The organism is Paenibacillus sp. M-152 (assembly GCF_003856555.1).
GTDB classification, from domain to species: domain Bacteria; phylum Bacillota; class Bacilli; order Paenibacillales; family Paenibacillaceae; genus Paenibacillus; species Paenibacillus polymyxa_C.
Window position 1 is genome coordinate 159525 of record NZ_CP034141.1, and the last position, 18412, is coordinate 177936.

Below are 18412 nucleotides of genomic sequence, written 5' to 3' on the forward strand. Positions count from 1 at the left end.
CTTTCATAGTATAAACTTAGGAGGTTTACACCGTTGCAAAATGATATTCAGGAAGTATTGATCAGTGAAGAAGAGATTCAGAGTAAAATCAAGGAATTGGGCGCACAGCTCAGCGTGAAATATGAAGGAAAAAATCCATTGGTGATTTGCGTGCTGAAAGGTGCGTTTATCTTTATGGCAGATTTGGTTAAATCCATTACAGTGCCGTTGGAACTTGATTTCATGGCTGTATCTAGTTATGGAGTATCCACCAAATCATCGGGCGTTGTTAAAATCATCAAAGATTTGGACGCTTCAGTGGAAGGACGCGATGTTCTGATTGTCGAAGATATTATCGACAGTGGTCTGACGCTGACACATTTGATTGAATTGCTTAAGAATCGTAATGCCAATTCGGTATGTGTCGTAACTTTGTTCGACAAGCCTGCACGCCGGACCGTTAATCTTGAAGCTGATTACACCGGATTTACACTTCCGGATGCGTTTGTTGTCGGCTATGGTCTGGACTATGCCGAGCATTACCGGAACCTCCCATACATAGGGATTTTGAAGCCGGAAATCTACACCAGCTAATCTCAGCCTCCAGTCCTAGGACTAAATAGGGTCCTTTGTTGAGAAGGGCTTACAGGCTATGGTAAAATAACTTAAGTGTCTCGAGAGGAGGTAGGGGATGAATCGGTTCATCCGGAATTCTGGTTTTTATTTGATTCTTTTTTTAGTTGTGGTGGGTATCGTTCAGTTTGTTAGCAACAGTAACGAAGCCTCCGATCTCCCTAGATATGACCAATTACGGCAAGAGGTTAAAGCTAATAACATCTCTAAAGTAACGGTCCAATTTGACGGTTACGCCTATCTTGTAACCGGTGCATATAAGAAGCAGCCGGCTAATGCTAAATCAACCAATTTTTCCGTATACGTTCCGCCAACGGATCAAGCACTAAGTGAACTGGTGAATGCCAGCGAAACGAACGGGTTTGAATACGTGCAGAAGAAAATGGAAGGCGAAAGTATTTGGCTGACATTTTTGACTTCTATCATTCCTTTGGTGATCATGTTCCTGTTGTTCTTCTTCCTGTTTAATCAGGCACAGGGCGGTGGCGGCAAAGTAATGAACTTCGGCAAGAGCAAAGCCCGTCTGTATAACGAAGAGAAGAAGAAAGTTACCTTCGAAGACGTAGCAGGGGCTGACGAAGAGAAACAGGAGCTTGTCGAAGTCGTAGAATTCTTGAAGGACCCACGCAAGTTCGCAGCTGTGGGTGCTCGTATTCCAAAAGGGGTTTTGTTAGTAGGCCCTCCAGGTACGGGTAAAACACTCTTGGCGAGAGCTGTTGCAGGTGAGGCCGGAGTGCCGTTTTTCAGTATCTCGGGTTCTGATTTTGTAGAAATGTTCGTCGGGGTCGGTGCTTCCCGTGTTCGTGACTTGTTCGAGAATGCGAAGAAGAACGCACCTTGTATCATTTTCATTGATGAAATTGATGCCGTTGGACGTCAACGTGGCGCCGGATTGGGTGGCGGACATGATGAACGTGAGCAAACGCTCAACCAATTGCTCGTAGAGATGGATGGATTCGGCGCAAACGAAGGCATCATTATCGTTGCTGCTACTAACCGTCCGGATATTCTAGATCCGGCCTTGCTTCGTCCAGGTCGTTTTGACCGTCAAATTACGGTTGACCGTCCAGATGTTAAAGGTCGCGAAGCAGTATTGCATGTACATGCACGCAACAAACCATTAACGAAGGATGTTAAATTGGACGTCATTGCGAAACGTACAACAGGCTTTACGGGCGCTGATCTGGAAAACCTGTTGAACGAAGCTGCCTTGCTGGCGGCTCGTCGCAACCGCAGAGATATTTCGATGCGAGAAGTAGATGAAGCGATCGACCGCGTTATCGTAGGTACTGAAAAACGCAGCCGCGTAATCAGTGACCGCGAGAAACGAATTGTAGCTTATCATGAAGCAGGGCATACGATTATCGGTTACTTCCTAGAGAATGCCGATATGGTTCACAAGGTAACTATTATTCCACGTGGACGTGCAGGCGGATATGTCATCATGCTTCCGAAGGAAGACCGCATGCTGACAACCAAGCAGGAATTGCTGGACAAAATCACTGGATTGCTGGGTGGACGTGTTTCCGAGGAGCTGTTTATTGGTGAGATCGGAACAGGGGCTTATAGTGACTTCCAGCAAGCGACAAGCATTGCGCGTAGTATGATCGTAGAATATGGTATGAGTGAGAAGCTCGGCCCGATGCAGTTTGGAACTTCCCAAGGTCAAGTATTCCTTGGACGCGATATCGGTCATGAGCAGAACTACAGTGATCAGATCGCTTATCAGATTGACCAGGAGATGAATCGCTTCATCACTGACTCTTATGAGCGTGCTAGAGAACTCTTGACGAAGTATTCCAAAGAGGTTCATTTGATCGCTCAAACATTGCTGGAAGAAGAAACCCTGGAACTTGAACAAATCAAACGTTTGATCGAGACAGGTTCTTTGGACGGCAATACGAATGAGGGAGAAGGAACACCAGAAAACGGTGAACCTGTGATCGATAATATCGGAGATGTTCGTGTACGTATTCAAGGTAAGGATGACGAACCTAAGAATACAACGGATCAACCAAACGATATCCCTAATCTGAAAAAGCCAGAGGATGATAACAATTCAGGCAATTCCGGTGGTACTCCACCGACAACAACCTGATCATCTGATGGATAGTTGAATAAGCATATATGTAAGCTTCGGGGAACCAGATCCTATTGGTTTTCCGGAGCTTTTTTAAATATGGAAGATTATTGCTAACGTGATTTGACAGACAAAGGAACGTTGTGTACATTTATTGTTAAATAAACGGCTGTCGCCTTTTTAGCTTAAAAGGCCAACAGTCGTTGCAATCGACTTACTATCATTTTGAACATATTCCGTGAGCGCATACTGTACAATCTATGGTGTGCGCTATTCTTCTGTGAAATCAGGTGAAGGCATGATTCCAAGATATCTAGTTGATTTTGATGTAGCGGAATTGACCCAATACGAAGCCGACGTCTTGATTATCGGCTCCGGCATTGCGGGCTTATATACGGCGATTAAGGCTGCGGAGAATCGGAAAGTGTTGCTGATTACCAAGAAAACTTTAATGGAAAGCAACACACGTTATGCTCAAGGCGGCATTGCTGCTGTCACATCGGACGAGGATACACCGGCTTATCACATGCAAGATACTCTGATTGCTGGTGCAGGTCTGTGTGAACCCGAGGCGGTCAGAAAGCTTGTTCATGAAGGCCCAGATGGCATTAAAGAGTTAATACGATTGGGGACAGCCTTTGACCGTGTGGATGGTGAACTAGCGCTGACCCGAGAAGGGGCGCATAGTCATCGTCGCATTTTGCATGCAAATGGAGATGCCACCGGTTATGAAATCGTGCGTGCCTTATCACAGCAGGTTGCTGCCCATCCCGGTATCGAGGTGTGGGAAGAGTGTATGGTCATTGACCTGCTGACTGAGCATGGTGAGTGTATTGGGGCCCTCGTCCAAATGCCAGATGGAGAAAGGTCGTATATCACTGCCAATGCAACCATTTTGTGTTCAGGAGGTAGCGGGCAATTATACCGTTATACAACTAACCCGGATATCGCAACTGGGGACGGTATTGCTATGGCATATCGTGCTGGGGCGGTTGTACGGGATATGGAGTTCGTACAGTTTCATCCTACGGCATTGTGCCATCCGGGCGCTCCAAGGTTTCTAATTTCTGAAGCCGTGCGGGGAGAAGGTGCCGTGTTACGCAACATTCATGGAGAACGCTTCATGGACAAGTATGATTCCCGGCAGGAGCTTGCACCCAGAGATATCGTAGCTCGTGCGATCATCCATGAGATGGAACGCACCCAGGCTACGTTTGTATACCTGGATATTACACACGAGCCGCCTGAGCGGGTAAAGCAACGCTTTCCAACGATTTATCGGACGTGTCTGTCATATGGTTTGGATATGACGACAGGCAGGATTCCCATTGCTCCTGCTGCCCATTATATGATGGGTGGTATCCAGACTAATCTATACGGGGAAAGCTCCATTAGGCGTTTGTTCGCCTGTGGTGAGACCTCTTCCACAGGTGTTCACGGCGCTAATCGTCTGGCGAGCAATTCGTTATCTGAAGCTATTGTGTTCGCCAGCAGGATTATCGAGCGGCTGCATTCATTGCCACCGCTGGTTGGCCATACTTTGATATCTTACAATGATAACCGTGCAGAGTTTCAGGCTTCATCCGTCGCGGAACAGCGGTATAAGCTGCAAGAAACGATGGTTCATTATGCTGGAGTTCGTCGGCATAGTGAAGGGCTACAAGCAGCTTTAGAAGAGCTGCGCGGGCTAGTGACTGCCTTTCAGGCTGTGATCACCAGTCGGGAAGAGATCGAATTCGCCAATTTGCTCACCTGTGCTTTATTAGTAGCAGATGGTGCGTTGCTGCGTGAGGAGAGTCGGGGGGCACACTATCGTGAGGACTTCCCTGAGACAGATGATTGCAAGTGGCGAAAGCATGTTCAGCAGCGACGTGAGCAAGGCATAACGGAGGAGAGCGTTCATGACATCTAACAGCGAGCTTTATGGAGAGTTTAGCGGATATCAGGAGGAACTGACGGCACAAATTCGCAGCTGGCTGCGAGAAGATACAGGTTCTGGCGATGTGACCACACGTTGGACGATTGAGCCGGGCCACCAATCCAAGGCTGTCATTCATGCCAAGGAGAGCGGCGTGATTGCGGGTTTACCTGTGGCGGAAATTGTATTTCGGGTAGTGGACCCTTCCTTGTCGTTCACTCCGTTGGTGACCGATGGTCAGTGGATTGAAAAGGGGAGCGTTTTGGCAGAAGTGAGTGGAAGTACTCATGCGATTTTGACCGGGGAGCGATTGGCGTTAAATTTACTCCAGCGGATGTCCGGTATTGCAACGCGGACGCGAACTTTTATAGATCAATTGCACGGACTTTCCACGCGCTTGGTGGACACACGTAAAACAACACCAGGGCATCGACTGTTGGAGAAGTATGCTGTGCGTGTAGGTGGCGGCTCGAATCATCGCTTTGGTCTATACGATGCTGTTATGATTAAGGATAATCATATTAAGGGCGCGGGTGGGATTGCACAGGCGGTGAGCCGAGCGCGCGCGCACATACCGCATACAATGACGATTGAAGTAGAGACGGAAAACATGACGCAAGTCCGGGAAGCCCTGGAGGCTGGGGCGGATATTATTATGCTGGATAACATGTCCGTCCCAGATATGAAGGAAGCCGTTCGCTTCATTCGTGAACAGGCCCCACACGTCAAGACAGAAGCCTCAGGCAATGTATCGCTGGATACAGTGCGTGAGATGGCTGAGAGCGGCGTAGATGTGATTTCTGTAGGCAGGCTGACATACTCTTTTCATAATCTGGATATCAGCCTTGACCTTAACGCTAAGAAAGATAGGTGACACCCATTGATTCTTGTAGTGGATGTAGGTAATACCAATATTGTTCTGGGGATCTATGAAGGGCGCGAGCTGTTGCATCACTACCGGATCAGCACCTCCAGACAGGCAACCGCAGATGAATACGGCGTACTCATACATAATCTTTTTAGTATGGGCGGCGTATTAAAGGATGACATTCAGGGAGTTATTATTTCCTCTGTCGTTCCGCCATTGGTCCGTGTATTAGAGGAAATGTGCGATAAATATATAGGCAAAACGCCGTTAATCGTCGGACCGGGAATCAAGACCGGTCTTAATCTGCGTTACGAGAATCCGCGTGAAGTAGGCGCGGATCGGATCGTGAACGCTGTTGCGGCTGTAGAACGATTCGGTGGACCTCTCGTTGTGGTGGATTTTGGAACAGCGACCACGTTTGATTGTATTGATGATAAGGGAAACTACCTGGGTGGAGTCATTGTGCCCGGTATCGGCATTTCGACGGAGGCACTGTATCAACGGGCTTCCAAGCTCCCTCGTATTGAGTTGGAAAAACCCAAAAAGGTTATTGGTCGGAATACAGTCCACGCCATGCAAGCCGGGATTATTTTCGGTTATGCTGGACAAGTCGATGGCATTGTGAGGCGCATTAAGGAAGAAATGCAGGTGGAACCCACGGTTATTGCCACCGGAGGTCTTGCAGAGCTAATCGCATCAGAGACAGAGAGCATTCAGAAAGTGTTGCCGATGTTGACGCTCGAAGGATTACGCATCATTTACCAACGTAACGCCGACTAAAAAGTGGATATAAGCTGCCGCTGAGTCAATCCGATGATCTTATCGGTTTGGATTAGCGGCGTTTTTCGTCTATACTGAAATATGTTACGTTTTTGAACAATTCGCGTGATCTGTAGATGCAGGTTGTTTATATAGTAGGAAATGATGCTTCAAGGATGAGGGAATACTAACGAAAATAAGCAGCATGGCTGCTTTGGATAATAGGGGAGGATATCAATATGGAAAATAAACAGGATCGACTTATTCGCGGCACAGCCATGGATGGAAGGGTCAGAGCTTTTGCAGTTCGGACAACTCAATTAGTAGAGGAGTTGCGGAGAAGACATGATACTTATCCTACGGCAACCGCTGCTTTGGGACGAACCCTCACAGCGGGTGCAATTATGGGTTCTATGCTAAAAGGCAAAGAACGATTGACCATTCAAGTCAAAGGCGATGGACCGATTGGGCAAATTGTCGTTGATGCCAATGCTGTAGGAGAAGTGCGGGGTTATGTTACTGAACCACACGTGCATTTGCCGAGCAATAGTATGGGCAAACTGGATGTAGCGGGTGCCGTAGGTACAGAGGGATTCATTCATATTATCAAGGATTTGGGGTTAAAAGAACCGTACCGCGGTAGTATCCCGATTATTTCCGGTGAGCTCGGTGAGGACTTTACCTATTATTTTGCCAAATCTGAACAGACTCCGTCAGCGGTGGGTTTGGGTGTGCTGGTAGATACGGATAACTCCGTTATTGTGGCCGGTGGATTTATTATTCAGTTGCTTCCAGGTCTGAATGATGATGAGATTACTGCTATCGAAAATGCAGTTGGCTCAATTCCACCCGTTACCGCTCTGCTGGATCAAGGGCTGGAGCTTGATGAAATGCTGCGTTGGATGCTGCCGGACGTTCGAGTTCTGGATGAAATGGATATCCATTTTCAATGTGAGTGCTCACGCGAGCGCGTGGAAAAAACATTGATCAGTCTGGGAGAAAGTGAATTAAAGCAATTAATTGAGGAAGAAGGACAGGCTGAGGTCGTGTGTCACTTTTGTAATGAGGCTTATCAGTTTAATAAGGATGAATTGCAAAATCTGTTAGATCAAGCCAAGGCCTAACCGGATAGGCGGTGCATGCGATGACTACACGGGAAAAGGGATTATGGACAGCTGTCATTATTCTGACCGTTAGCGTCGCCGCCTTAGGTGGTCTTATCATGCTTCGGGGGCTGTTAAAGCCGGGTGATGTAAGCAAGGATGACGGCGATCATACTGTGGCGGAGATGGGTCAGGAAGGCATATCGGAAGAACAGTGGGTAGCGGAACTGAAAAAGCGATATGGAACTAATACGCTGTTGCAAATGTTGAATCGTAAAGCCGTGCAGGCTGAAGCCAAGCGTCTCGGTATTAAGATCACCCAAGAGGATTTACAGCAAGTGCTGGAGCAGGATAGTAAAGGGTACGACTCAGAACATGCCTACTTTGAGGAAATGCAGCGACAGTTTGGCTTAAATCCGGTTGACTTGCGGAATGAAGCGGAGTACCGGATTGGCTTGGAGAAAATAGCCACCCAAGGTATTCAGGTTGAGGAAACGGAGATTGACGAGTATTGGGAACAGCACCCCGAAGAGTTTGCCGTTGGTAAGCAGATCAAACTGGCAGCTATTTATGTGGCTAAAGCAGAGGAAGCAGAGACGTTGCTCGATCGGGTCAAGCAAGGAGAAAGCTTCGACATGCTGCTTCGGGAGCATTCAGTCTCAGGTAACCCTCTTGGCGAGGATCACAGCGGACAGTTGGGATGGTTGGATGAATATGATCCATTTCAACCAGAGGCAGTCATGAAGGCGGCGAGAGAACTAAGCTCCGGGGATGTTGCAGGTCCCATCTCTGTTAATGATGGCTATGCGGTCATTTATGTACAGGATGTCAGACTAAAGAATTCTCCCGATAAGCAGCAAATTCGTCAGCAAATCCGCCGCTCTCTTGCGCTTGCACAAGCCGCTCCTTTGGACGAGGTCGAAAAGAGTCTGCGTGATAAATATGGAGCTCGTATTTTATCTGGGAGAGAGGCACCCTCTGCTTCTCTTTAGCATAGTGAAAGGATCTTGCTTTTGATGAAGATACGGTGCCGATAACGCGGGAGAACAGCCTATTGGCTTATTTACTTGTATTGACATTGGAATTGAAGATTGTTATGATTAGCGTATAAAACCAACTATTTTTATCGGAAATTAAATGAACGGCATAAAACTAAGATAGATTTACCTAGAATCATCTACAATATGTTTTCGCAATTTTTAATATATCATCTACAGTCAGGGAGGAATTATCATGGCTAAAGTTGTTAATAACATCACCGACCTTATCGGGGAGACTCCCCTCGTTCGCCTCAACCGGATCGTACCGGAAGATAGCGCCGAAATTTATTTGAAACTCGAATATCAGAACCCGGGCTCCAGTGTAAAAGACCGTATTGCGATTAGTATGGTGGAAGAAGCTGAGCGTGAAGGTCTGCTTAAGCCGGGCGGTACCATTATTGAAGCAACTAGCGGTAACACAGGAATCGGCCTGGCTATGGTTGCTGCTGCGAAGGGATATAAAGCAGTAATTGTTATGCCAGAAACGATGAGTATAGAGCGTCGTAATTTGTTGCGTGCTTATGGAGCCGAACTTGTGTTAACACCTGGCTCAGAGGGTATGAACGGATCTGTTAAAAAAATGGAAGAGCTATTGAGCGAAAACCCGGATTATTTCGCTGCCGAGCAGTTCAAGAACAAAGCCAATATCAAAATTCACCGTGAAACGACGGGTCCTGAGATTGTAGAAGCGATTCGCTCCATTGGCGGCACGCTGGATGCTTTTATAGCAGGTATAGGGACTGGTGGAACCATTTCCGGTGCTGGAGAAGTGCTTAAAAAAGAATTCCCTGATATTAAAATCGTCGCTGTAGAGCCCGCTTCTTCTCCATTGCTAGCAGGCGGCAAGCCAGGACCTCACAAAATTCAAGGGCTGGGTGCAAACTTTATTCCTGAAATTCTAAATCGCGATATCTATGATGAAATTTTTCATGTAGAAAACGATGAAGCTTTCGAGGTAGCGCGTAGAGTGGCCAAGGAAGAGGGCATTTTGTCCGGTATTTCTTCTGGCGCGGCTGTTCATGCGGCCTTGAAGCTTGCTAAGCAATTGGGCAAGGGTAAGCGGATTGTTGTCATTATTCCAAGTAATGGCGAACGTTACCTGAGTACACCACTATACAATTTCGAGCTGTAATTATGTCGTAATTGTGTATACTATACGTAAGGAAACCCTCATTTCCCTGTAACCGGGGGGATGAGGGTTTCTTTGTAGGAGAAAATGCAGACTTTTGGCATAGTAAGGGAAGGGGTAGCACACACAGATGAAATGGACAGCTAGAGTGACGGAGGGGCAGTGGCAAACCTGGCAGAAGGAAGGCTGGAATGTACTTCCCTATATTGCTGAATACCCTTTGCCCGTAGGCGGTTTACCTTCATCGTGGCGGAGGGCTTGGGAGGATTCGTCGCCATATGCCTTCTTGCTGGAGAGCGCTAAAGGTGGAAGGTATACCTATCTGGCCTTGAATCCGGTTGCTATATTGGAAGGCAAGGGAGAACAAGCAGTTTGGACTGATTTGCAAAGCGGGGAGCATGGTGATATACATGGACAACCTTTGACAGTCATGAACGATTGGATCGCTTCTTACCGTGCGCCGCGTGTGCCTGGCATGCCTTTTTTCTCTGGGGGATTTGCGGGTTATCTAGGCTACGATGTAGCTCGCTCGTTGGAGCGTTTGCCAACTCAAGCTGCAGACGACACGGATATACCTGATTATGTGTGGATGCGGGTGAATGAGCTATGGATTTATGATCACGAAACATCATACCTATATTGTGCTGTTCATATCCCCAATCCTGCCCGCTCCGGTGAATTCAGTGGCCAGACTGATTTGGCGAATGAGCTTATGGTGGATGAGACCACATCGATACTTGGCAAGCTTTATGCGGAAGCGGTCCAACGTGCAGAACGCATGCTGACTCAGTGGAAGGACATCATACATGCGGGAGAGACTGATCCAGCTCATCCTCGTCGTTATGCTCGGCTGTCCGAAAAAGGATTAGAGGCTGCTCATCAAGAATCTGAAGGCTGGAAAATGGCATTCAGTCAACAAGATTTTGAACATGCCGTGAAACGTGTGCAGGAATATATTGCCCAAGGAGATGTATTTCAGGTTAACTTGTCGATTCGCCAGCAACGTACGCTTGCAGCCCTTCCTGAGAATATATATGAATGGCTTCGTCTGCTGAATCCATCCCCTTATATGGGGATGCTGCGTATGCCAGATTTACGGATCGTCAGTGGCTCACCGGAATTGCTGGTGAAGCTGGAGGATGGACGTGTGAGCGCTCGACCTATTGCAGGTACGAGAAGAAGGGGGCTAACACCTGATGAAGACGCCGCTATGGCTGCAGAGCTTCTATCAAGTGAAAAAGAACGCGCCGAGCATATTATGCTCGTTGATCTGGAGCGTAACGATATCGGACGAATTGCTGAATACGGATCAGTGCATGTTCCTGAATTGCTGACTGTCGAATACTATTCGCACGTTATGCATTTGGTTTCTCAGGTTGAGGGGAAGTTAGCCTCGGGTCGGACAGCTATAGACGTAATTGCTGCTACCTTCCCGGGCGGGACTATTACCGGAGCGCCCAAGGTGCGCACGATGGAAATTATTGAAGAATTGGAGCCCGTCCGTCGGGGGCCTTATACGGGGTCCCTTGGATGGATTGACTATAATGGTAATATGGAATTAAATATTATAATAAGAACACTAGCTGTTCAGGGCAATACCGCCTATTTACAGACAGGTGCGGGTATCGTCATTGATTCAGACCCGTACAGGGAATATCGAGAGTGTCGGAACAAGGCCAGAGCTGTCATGAAGGCGGTACAATGTGGGGAAGAAGAAGCCGCTTTGAACAGGAGCGGTATCACAGGAGGGTGAGTCAAATGATTTTGGTGATTGATAATTATGATTCATTTACGTACAATCTTGTTCAATATCTGGGTGAACTTGGCGAAGAAGTAGCCGTAAAACGGAATGATGAGATTGATGTGAAAGGCATAGAAGAGCTGGCACCAGAGCATATTTTGATCTCGCCAGGTCCATGCACACCAAATGAGGCGGGAATATCGCTGGATGTAATCAACCATTTTAAAGGCCGGATTCCGATTTTTGGCGTGTGTCTCGGTCACCAGGCCATCGGACAGGCTTTTGGCGGTAAGGTGATCCGCGCTGATCGGCTCATGCATGGCAAAACATCACCGATTCTCCATCACAATACCTCAGTATTCGAAGGCCTGCCTTCTCCATTTACAGCCACCCGGTATCATTCATTGTTGGTAGAGCGTGAGAGCCTGCCTGAATGTCTAGAGATTACAGCTGAAACCGCAGAGGGTGAAATTATGGGTTTGCGGCATAAAGAGTTTGCCGTAGAAGGAGTTCAGTTCCATCCCGAATCCATTATTACGGACTACGGGCATCAACTGCTGCGCAATTTCCTAAAACGCAAGGTAGGCGTCTGATTTATGAGATATATTGGAGTCAATGGCGTCCTCACGGAAGCCGCAAAAGCCGTGATTCACGTAAGTGATCACGGCTTTTTATACGGTATGGGCTTGTTTGAAACATTCCGAACTTATAAGGGTGTTCCATTTTTGCTGGATCGGCATCTGCATCGACTGAAGGAAGGCTGTCGAATGCTTGGCATTCCTTTTCAACCGGATGAAGAGCAGCTTACAAAACACATCCAGCATCTGATGGCGGCAAATGGATTGAATGAAGCCTATATCCGCTACACTGTATCCGCAGGTGAAGAGGCTCTGGGCTTGCCATCTGGTGACTACACGCGGCCCAACCATATTTTGTTCGCCAAGCCGTTGCCCTCTATAAATACACAACCCGGGCAATCATCGGCGCTTCAGTTGCTGCGAACCCCCAGAAACACTCCGGAGGGTGAGGTTCGATTAAAATCGCTCCATTATATGAATAATGTTCTTGCGAAGCGGGAACTTCAGCAATATGCTGAGGCTGTTCGTTATAAGGCTGAAGGAATAATGCTTACAGCCAACGGTTTTCTAGCAGAGGGAATAGTTAGCAATCTGTTTTTTGTGCGGAATAATACGCTGTATACCCCTGACTTGTCTACAGGAATTCTGCCAGGCATTACACGTGAGTTCATTTTGGAGTTGGCGGACTTGCGGGGCATTCCATGGGAGCAAGGGCTATACCACTGGGACGAGCTGAAACAGGCTGATGAAATTTTTATGACCAACTCTATACAAGAAATACGACCTGTGGATTTATTGTTGGAGCCGGGAGAAGTGGCAAGCCATTTATCGGTTCCTTTGGCGCAGACCGAGTCCATAACAGCTTTGCTGTTGCACGATTATAGGCAGAAAGCAGGGATGAAGTGAATATACCAACTCTTTATCAACGTAGCTATCAAATGGGGGATGCCAAGCTTACACTCGGACACTCCACCCAGATTATGGGCATCCTCAATGTGACCCCGGATTCTTTTTCTGATGGAGGATTACATTATAATCCAGAGATAGCTGTTTTACATGCATTGAAACTAGTGGAGGATGGAGCGAATATCATTGACATTGGCGGGGAGTCTACTCGTCCGGGCCATGAACCAGTAGGTGTGGAAGAGGAACTGGCTCGGGTCATTCCGGTCGTCCAGGCGATCCATCGTATTGCACCGCACATCCCATTATCTGTGGATACTTACAAAGCAGAAGTAGCCAGGCAGGCGCTTGAAGCAGGCGCACACATCATTAATGATGTGTGGGGCTTTAAGGCAGATCCCGATATGGCACGTGTAGCTGCGGAATTCGATTGTCCGGTCATTTTGATGCATAATCGTCACGACCGTAACTATAGCGATTTGGTTTCTGATATGCTGTCCGATTTAAAAGAAAGTATCCAATTGGCGCTGGATGCAGGGGTCCGTAAGGAGCAGATCATTTTAGACCCAGGCATCGGTTTTGCCAAGGATTACGATGAAAATATCCATGCTATGACTTCTCTCGATACATTGAGTCAGCTGGGGTTTCCGCTGTTATTGGCTACATCGCGCAAAAGATTTATCCGTACAGCACTGGATTTGCCTGTGGATGATGTGGTGGAGGGAACTGCGGCTACCGTGGCCTTTGGCATTGCTCAAGGGTGCCAAATTGTACGTGTGCACGATGTGGCACAGATCAAGCGTACCGTACGTATGTGTGATGCGATGGTGTACGGGGCTAAAAATCCACTGAGTTATGGTGGGTGAAGCCCGCTTCACGAATCCTTTGATTCTACGATCGCTGTTGCAACGGGATTCTTTGAATTGATAAGACATATGATTGTAAGAATCCCGTTAAGTATATGCTTACGATGTAGCTTTTCCTTGAAAAGCTTTGGAGGCGAGCGCTACGCTTCTTCGAATTCAAATGATTCGCTCCGCTACCACCAGCATAAAGTCACTGTATTTTTAGGGAGAAGTTTATGTAGGATGAAGGAAAAAACCATCTGACTGCGCAGTGGCACGATATTGAATTTTTAAGTGGAGCTTATATAGATAAAATCAAAAAAAAGGGGACTTACCTACAATGGATAAAATGAAATTGCATCGCATGGAGTATTACGGATATCACGGTGTTTTTCCAGAGGAGCGTAAGCTGGGACAGCGTTACTATATTGATTTGGAACTGGAGCTTGATCTGCGTGAAGCAGGGGAGCAGGATGCTTTGGACAAAACGGTTAATTATGCTGAGGTGCATTACACCGTGAAAGATATCGTAGAAAAGGAATCTTACCAATTGATTGAAGCTTTGGGCGAACGTATTGCATCTTCCCTACTGGACACTTATACTAGTGTCAATGCACTGACTGTCAAAGTGACAAAGCCACATCCGCCGTTTGATATTCATTTTCAGGGTGTGACGGTTGAGCTTTATCGCGCAAGAAAGTAGGAACGATACATGAATGCACATTCGACCTCTGAGGCATCAGAGGCTTATATTGCTTTAGGGGCTAATTTGGGGGAGCGTGAGCATACCCTGTATGAAGCCATTACCGCACTGGACGAACATCCTGCGATACGAGTGGTGCGCTGCTCCAGTTTGTACGAAACAGAGCCTGTTGGATATCTGGATCAGCCTTCTTTTTTGAATATGACAGTAGCCGTCTCTACAACACTTGCTCCAGAGGAGCTTTTGTTTTATATGCTAGAGGTGGAGAGTCGTCTGGGGAGGGTAAGGCATATTCCTAACGGTCCACGAACCATTGATCTGGACTTGTTGTGGATGGAAGCGACACAACTGGCTACGCCAGATTTGGAACTTCCTCATCCTCGTATGCTGGAGCGTGCTTTTGTGCTGGTTCCTCTGGCTGACATTGTTCCGAGCCAAGACTCGTCCGGTCTGTACAGTATCGTGCATACAGCATTGAATTCTGTGGATGGAAAGGACGGCATACAGCTTTGGAAAACTTGCAGCTGGCGCAACGACTCCGCGCCTTTCGGAAGCTAAAAGGGTTCACCCAGCAGGAGTTGGCAAACCGAACCGGCATATCTTTGACTGTATTAGGTGCTGTGGAGCGAGGTAATCGTACAGTAGAAGCAGATATGCTGAACATCATCGCCCAAACGCTAGAAATTGAAGTCCGGGAATTGACGGATTGACGATAAGTATACGATATAAAAGAAGGAATAAAGGGGTGAACAGATATGTTGAAAATCGGCGATATTGAAATGAAAAACCAAGTCGTCTTGGCACCCATGGCAGGCGTGTGCAATCCTGCTTTTCGCTTGATCGCCAAGGAATTTGGTACAGGCTTGGTATGTGCAGAGATGGTTAGTGATAAAGCCATCATTCACGGCAACAAGCGTACACGTGAGATGCTGTTTGTAGATGAGCGCGAGAAGCCGCTTAGCTTGCAAATTTTCGGAGGCGATCGTGAATCTTTGGTGAAAGCGGCGAAGGTCGTAGACCAGGAAACGAATGCAGATATTATTGACATTAATATGGGCTGCCCGGTTCCCAAAGTGACCAAATGTGATGCAGGTGCTCGGTGGTTGCTTGATCCAAATAAGATTTATGAGATGGTATCGGCAGTAGTAGAATCGGTGAGCAAGCCAGTTACCGTGAAAATGCGTATCGGTTGGGATAGCGAGCATATTTACGCTGTAGAGAACGCTCGCGCTGTTGAACGTGCCGGAGGTCAGGCCGTCAGCGTACATGGCCGTACACGGGAGCAACTGTATACGGGGCATGCGAATTGGGATATTATAAAAGAAGTTAAAGAAGCAGTATCCATTCCTGTCATTGGAAATGGTGATGTTGTAACACCGGAAGATGCTCGGCGGATGTTGGATTTGACCCATTGTGATGGCGTTATGATTGGACGCGGCGCGCTGGGGAATCCATGGATGCTGTACCGTACGATTGAGTATTTGCAGACGGGTAAGCTGTTGCCTGATCCATCACCGGAGGAAAAAATCCGTATTGCCATTCTGCATATGGATCGACTGGTGGCGCTGAAGGGCGAAGCAGTAGCTGTTCGTGAAATGCGCAAGCATCTGGCTTGGTACCTCAAGGGCCTTAAAGATTCTGCACGTATTAAGGATTTAATTATGGAAGAAACAAAGCGCGACGATATGGTACGTATTTTGGATCAATTTGTATCTCAATTGCACATGGTGGAAAACGAAGGGCCTTCTACAAACGCTGCTTCTCTTGCTACTGTTGCGCAATAAGGAAGCTGTTCCGGCCTGCGCACGCGATTGACTTTTCCAATTGCTTGCCCTATAATCGTTCAGTATAAAATCTTGATGTATACTACAAATTGTATGCAGCTCTCAAGACAACAGCAGGAAATGTTCTCATTCCCTCAGAGTGGCATATTATGTTTTGAAAGCGTGCATTCCGATGCACTTTTAAACTTTTCCCATGACAGGAGAATCGGTTGAGATGAGCGATAAAGAAGTCATTCTGACACAGGAAGGCCTTAGAAAGCTCGAAGATGAGCTTGAAAACTTAAAGTCTGTCAAACGCCGCGAAGTGGCTGAACGGATTAAAGTAGCCATCGGATACGGAGATATTAGTGAAAACTCCGAATACGAGGATGCGAAGAATGAGCAGGCCTTTATTGAAGGCCGTGTAATTACGCTGGAAAAGATGCTACGCAATGCCCGTATTATCAATAGTGATGAAATTGACACCGATGTTGTGGGAGTAGGGGCAACTGTAACCGTTGAAGACTTGGAATTCGGGGATATTACAGAGTATGCTATCGTAGGTTCTGCTGAATCCGACCCGCTCCAGAACAAGATCTCCAATGAAAGCCCGGTTGGCAAGGCCATTCTCGGTAAGAAAAAAGGAACTGTTGTAGATGTAAACGTTCCAGCAGGTGTTATTCAATATAAAATCGTGGATATCAAGAAATAAAAACACGGACTTAGGAATTTAATGTAAAAGCTTCCTTGTGGAAGCTTTTTTTCTCTACACCCGAGACGGACCCCGGCCCGTCCATTCATATTGAAGGAGCTGATTTAGCACCATGTCGGATGAAACTACTAACCAGGAATTACAAGAAAATCGCGAGGAATTAAGTGAATTATTGCAAATTCGTCGTGCCAAATTGGACGAGCTTCGCTCATTGGGCATTGATCCTTTTGGACGCAAATACATACGCACGGCTGAAGCGGGCGTACTACTGAGCAAGTATGACAGCTTGACCAAGGAAGAATTGGAAGAAAAGAATATTGAAGTTAGCATAGCAGGCCGCATTATGGCTAAACGAGTTATGGGGAAAGCCAGCTTTGCTCATATACAGGATCTTAGCGGACGGATCCAAATTTATGTTCGTCAAGACACTGTACCTGAAGCAAATTATAAAGCATTTGGTATTTTGGATCTCGGCGATATTGTTGGTGTTAAGGGTGTGCTCTTTAAAACCAAGACAGGCGAAACGACGATCAAAGTGTTGGATATTGAAGTTTTGTCCAAATCCTTGTACCCATTACCGGAGAAATACCACGGTCTGAAGGATGTGGAATTGCGCTACCGTCAGCGTTATGTCGATCTAGTTATGAACCCAGAAGTACAAAAGACGTTCATTACGCGGTCCCGTATTATTCAATCCATGCGTCGTTATCTGGATTCGCTCGGCTATTTGGAAGTTGAAACTCCAACGTTGCATGCCATTGCTGGCGGGGCGGCGGCAAAGCCATTTGTTACGCACCATAATGCATTGGACACGCAGCTTTATATGCGTATTGCTATTGAACTTCATTTGAAACGACTAATTGTTGGCGGAATGGAGAAAGTATATGAGATCGGGCGTGTATACCGTAATGAAGGTGTTTCGACCCGTCATAACCCTGAGTTTACGTTGATTGAGCTGTATGAGGCGTATGCTGATTATAAAGATATCATGCAATTGACGGAAAACTTGATTGCACATATTGCGCAGGAAGTACTGGGCACACAGCACATTCAGTATCAAGGTCAGGAAGTGGATCTGACGCCGCAATGGCGCAGAGTTTCCATGGTCGATGCTGTTAAAGAAGTAACAGGTGTGGACTTTAGTGCGCAAATGAGTAATGAAGAAGCTCATCGCCTTGCGAAAGAGCATAAGGTTCCGGTTGAACCGCACATGACATTTGGTCATATCCTGAATGCATTCTTTGAGCATTTTGTAGAGGAAACGCTCATTCAGCCAACCTTTATTACAGGACATCCAGTTGAAATCTCGCCATTGGCTAAGAAAAACGAACAGGACCCGCGTTTTACGGATCGCTTCGAGCTGTTTGTGGTCGCTCGCGAGCATGCGAATGCGTTCACTGAGCTGAATGATCCAATTGACCAGCGTCAACGTTTTGAAGCACAATTGCTGGAACGTGAGCATGGTAATGATGAGGCTCATCAAATGGATGATGACTTTATCCGCGCCTTGGAATACGGTATGCCGCCAACAGGCGGGCTGGGCATCGGCATCGATCGTTTGGTGATGTTGCTGACAGATGCACCTTCCATTCGCGATGTGCTGCTTTTCCCGCATATGCGTAACCGTACCGTAGAATAACATAACATTATGAATATAG

The 18412-nt window shown here is 47.0% G+C and carries 18 protein-coding genes; all 18 read left to right on the forward strand.

Going from position 1 to position 18412, the window contains the following annotated elements; all coding sequences use genetic code 11:
• Window positions 1-33 precede the first annotated feature (33 nt).
• The 18 genes from hpt to lysS all read left to right on the forward strand — a co-directional run bounded on the left by hpt (window position 34) and on the right by lysS (window position 18393).
• Window positions 34-573 carry a hypoxanthine phosphoribosyltransferase gene (hpt, locus tag EGM68_RS00760; RefSeq protein WP_013368693.1) on the forward strand — a complete coding sequence of 180 codons (540 nt, stop codon included), beginning with the start codon at window positions 34-36 and terminating at the stop codon, window positions 571-573.
• A 97-nt stretch (window positions 574-670) separates the two neighbouring features.
• Entirely contained in the window at window positions 671-2710 is a 2040-nt protein-coding gene (gene ftsH / locus EGM68_RS00765; RefSeq protein WP_013368694.1) for an ATP-dependent zinc metalloprotease FtsH, read from the forward strand.
• A 280-nt stretch (window positions 2711-2990) separates the two neighbouring features.
• Complete coding sequence (gene nadB, locus EGM68_RS00770) at window positions 2991-4604, forward strand: L-aspartate oxidase (protein ID WP_129548502.1); 1614 nt, start codon at window positions 2991-2993, stop codon at window positions 4602-4604.
• Window positions 4594-5484, forward strand: coding sequence for a carboxylating nicotinate-nucleotide diphosphorylase (gene nadC / locus EGM68_RS00775; protein WP_013368696.1), 891 nt, complete (start codon window positions 4594-4596; stop codon window positions 5482-5484). The genes nadB and nadC overlap by 11 nt, the downstream gene beginning before the upstream one ends.
• Before the next feature lie 6 nt (window positions 5485-5490).
• Window positions 5491-6258 (forward strand): type III pantothenate kinase, encoded by a 768-nt coding sequence (locus EGM68_RS00780; RefSeq protein ID WP_058710669.1) that lies wholly within the window; start codon window positions 5491-5493, stop codon window positions 6256-6258.
• A 218-nt stretch (window positions 6259-6476) separates the two neighbouring features.
• On the forward strand, window positions 6477-7361 hold the full coding sequence (hslO, locus tag EGM68_RS00785) for an Hsp33 family molecular chaperone HslO (protein ID WP_025674491.1): 885 nt from the start codon (window positions 6477-6479) through the stop codon (window positions 7359-7361).
• A gap of 20 nt (window positions 7362-7381) precedes the next feature.
• Complete coding sequence (locus EGM68_RS00790; protein ID WP_129548503.1) at window positions 7382-8332, forward strand: peptidyl-prolyl cis-trans isomerase; 951 nt, start codon at window positions 7382-7384, stop codon at window positions 8330-8332.
• A gap of 241 nt (window positions 8333-8573) precedes the next feature.
• Window positions 8574-9512 (forward strand): cysteine synthase A, encoded by a 939-nt coding sequence (cysK, locus tag EGM68_RS00795; RefSeq protein ID WP_016818901.1) that lies wholly within the window; start codon window positions 8574-8576, stop codon window positions 9510-9512.
• 127 nt (window positions 9513-9639) lie between these two features.
• Complete coding sequence (locus EGM68_RS00800) at window positions 9640-11262, forward strand: anthranilate synthase component I family protein (protein WP_129548504.1); 1623 nt, start codon at window positions 9640-9642, stop codon at window positions 11260-11262.
• Window positions 11263-11267: 5 nt separating this feature from the next.
• Window positions 11268-11843, forward strand: coding sequence for an aminodeoxychorismate/anthranilate synthase component II (pabA, locus tag EGM68_RS00805; RefSeq protein WP_129548505.1), 576 nt, complete (start codon window positions 11268-11270; stop codon window positions 11841-11843).
• A gap of 3 nt (window positions 11844-11846) precedes the next feature.
• The gene (locus tag EGM68_RS00810) at window positions 11847-12734 is read left to right on the forward strand and encodes an aminotransferase class IV (RefSeq protein ID WP_129548506.1); all 888 of its coding nucleotides are present in this window, start codon (window positions 11847-11849) and stop codon (window positions 12732-12734) included.
• Window positions 12731-13597, forward strand: a complete 867-nt coding sequence (gene folP, locus EGM68_RS00815; RefSeq protein WP_129548507.1) for a dihydropteroate synthase — start codon at window positions 12731-12733, stop codon at window positions 13595-13597. Before EGM68_RS00810 ends, folP begins: the two co-directional genes overlap by 4 nt.
• A gap of 319 nt (window positions 13598-13916) precedes the next feature.
• Complete coding sequence (gene folB / locus EGM68_RS00820; protein WP_013368705.1) at window positions 13917-14279, forward strand: dihydroneopterin aldolase; 363 nt, start codon at window positions 13917-13919, stop codon at window positions 14277-14279.
• Window positions 14280-14288: 9 nt separating this feature from the next.
• On the forward strand, window positions 14289-14837 hold the full coding sequence (gene folK / locus EGM68_RS00825) for a 2-amino-4-hydroxy-6-hydroxymethyldihydropteridine diphosphokinase (protein ID WP_013368706.1): 549 nt from the start codon (window positions 14289-14291) through the stop codon (window positions 14835-14837).
• A complete protein-coding gene (locus EGM68_RS00830) occupies window positions 14789-14989 on the forward strand; it encodes a helix-turn-helix domain-containing protein (RefSeq protein WP_013368707.1) in 201 nt (66 codons plus the stop codon). Before folK ends, EGM68_RS00830 begins: the two co-directional genes overlap by 49 nt.
• A 45-nt stretch (window positions 14990-15034) precedes the next feature.
• Window positions 15035-16063, forward strand: a complete 1029-nt coding sequence (gene dusB, locus EGM68_RS00835; protein ID WP_013368708.1) for a tRNA dihydrouridine synthase DusB — start codon at window positions 15035-15037, stop codon at window positions 16061-16063.
• Between the two features lie 214 nt (window positions 16064-16277).
• Window positions 16278-16754, forward strand: coding sequence for a transcription elongation factor GreA (gene greA / locus EGM68_RS00840; protein ID WP_129548508.1), 477 nt, complete (start codon window positions 16278-16280; stop codon window positions 16752-16754).
• Window positions 16755-16866: 112 nt separating this feature from the next.
• Complete coding sequence (lysS, locus tag EGM68_RS00845; protein WP_013368709.1) at window positions 16867-18393, forward strand: lysine--tRNA ligase; 1527 nt, start codon at window positions 16867-16869, stop codon at window positions 18391-18393.
• Window positions 18394-18412 lie beyond the last annotated feature (19 nt).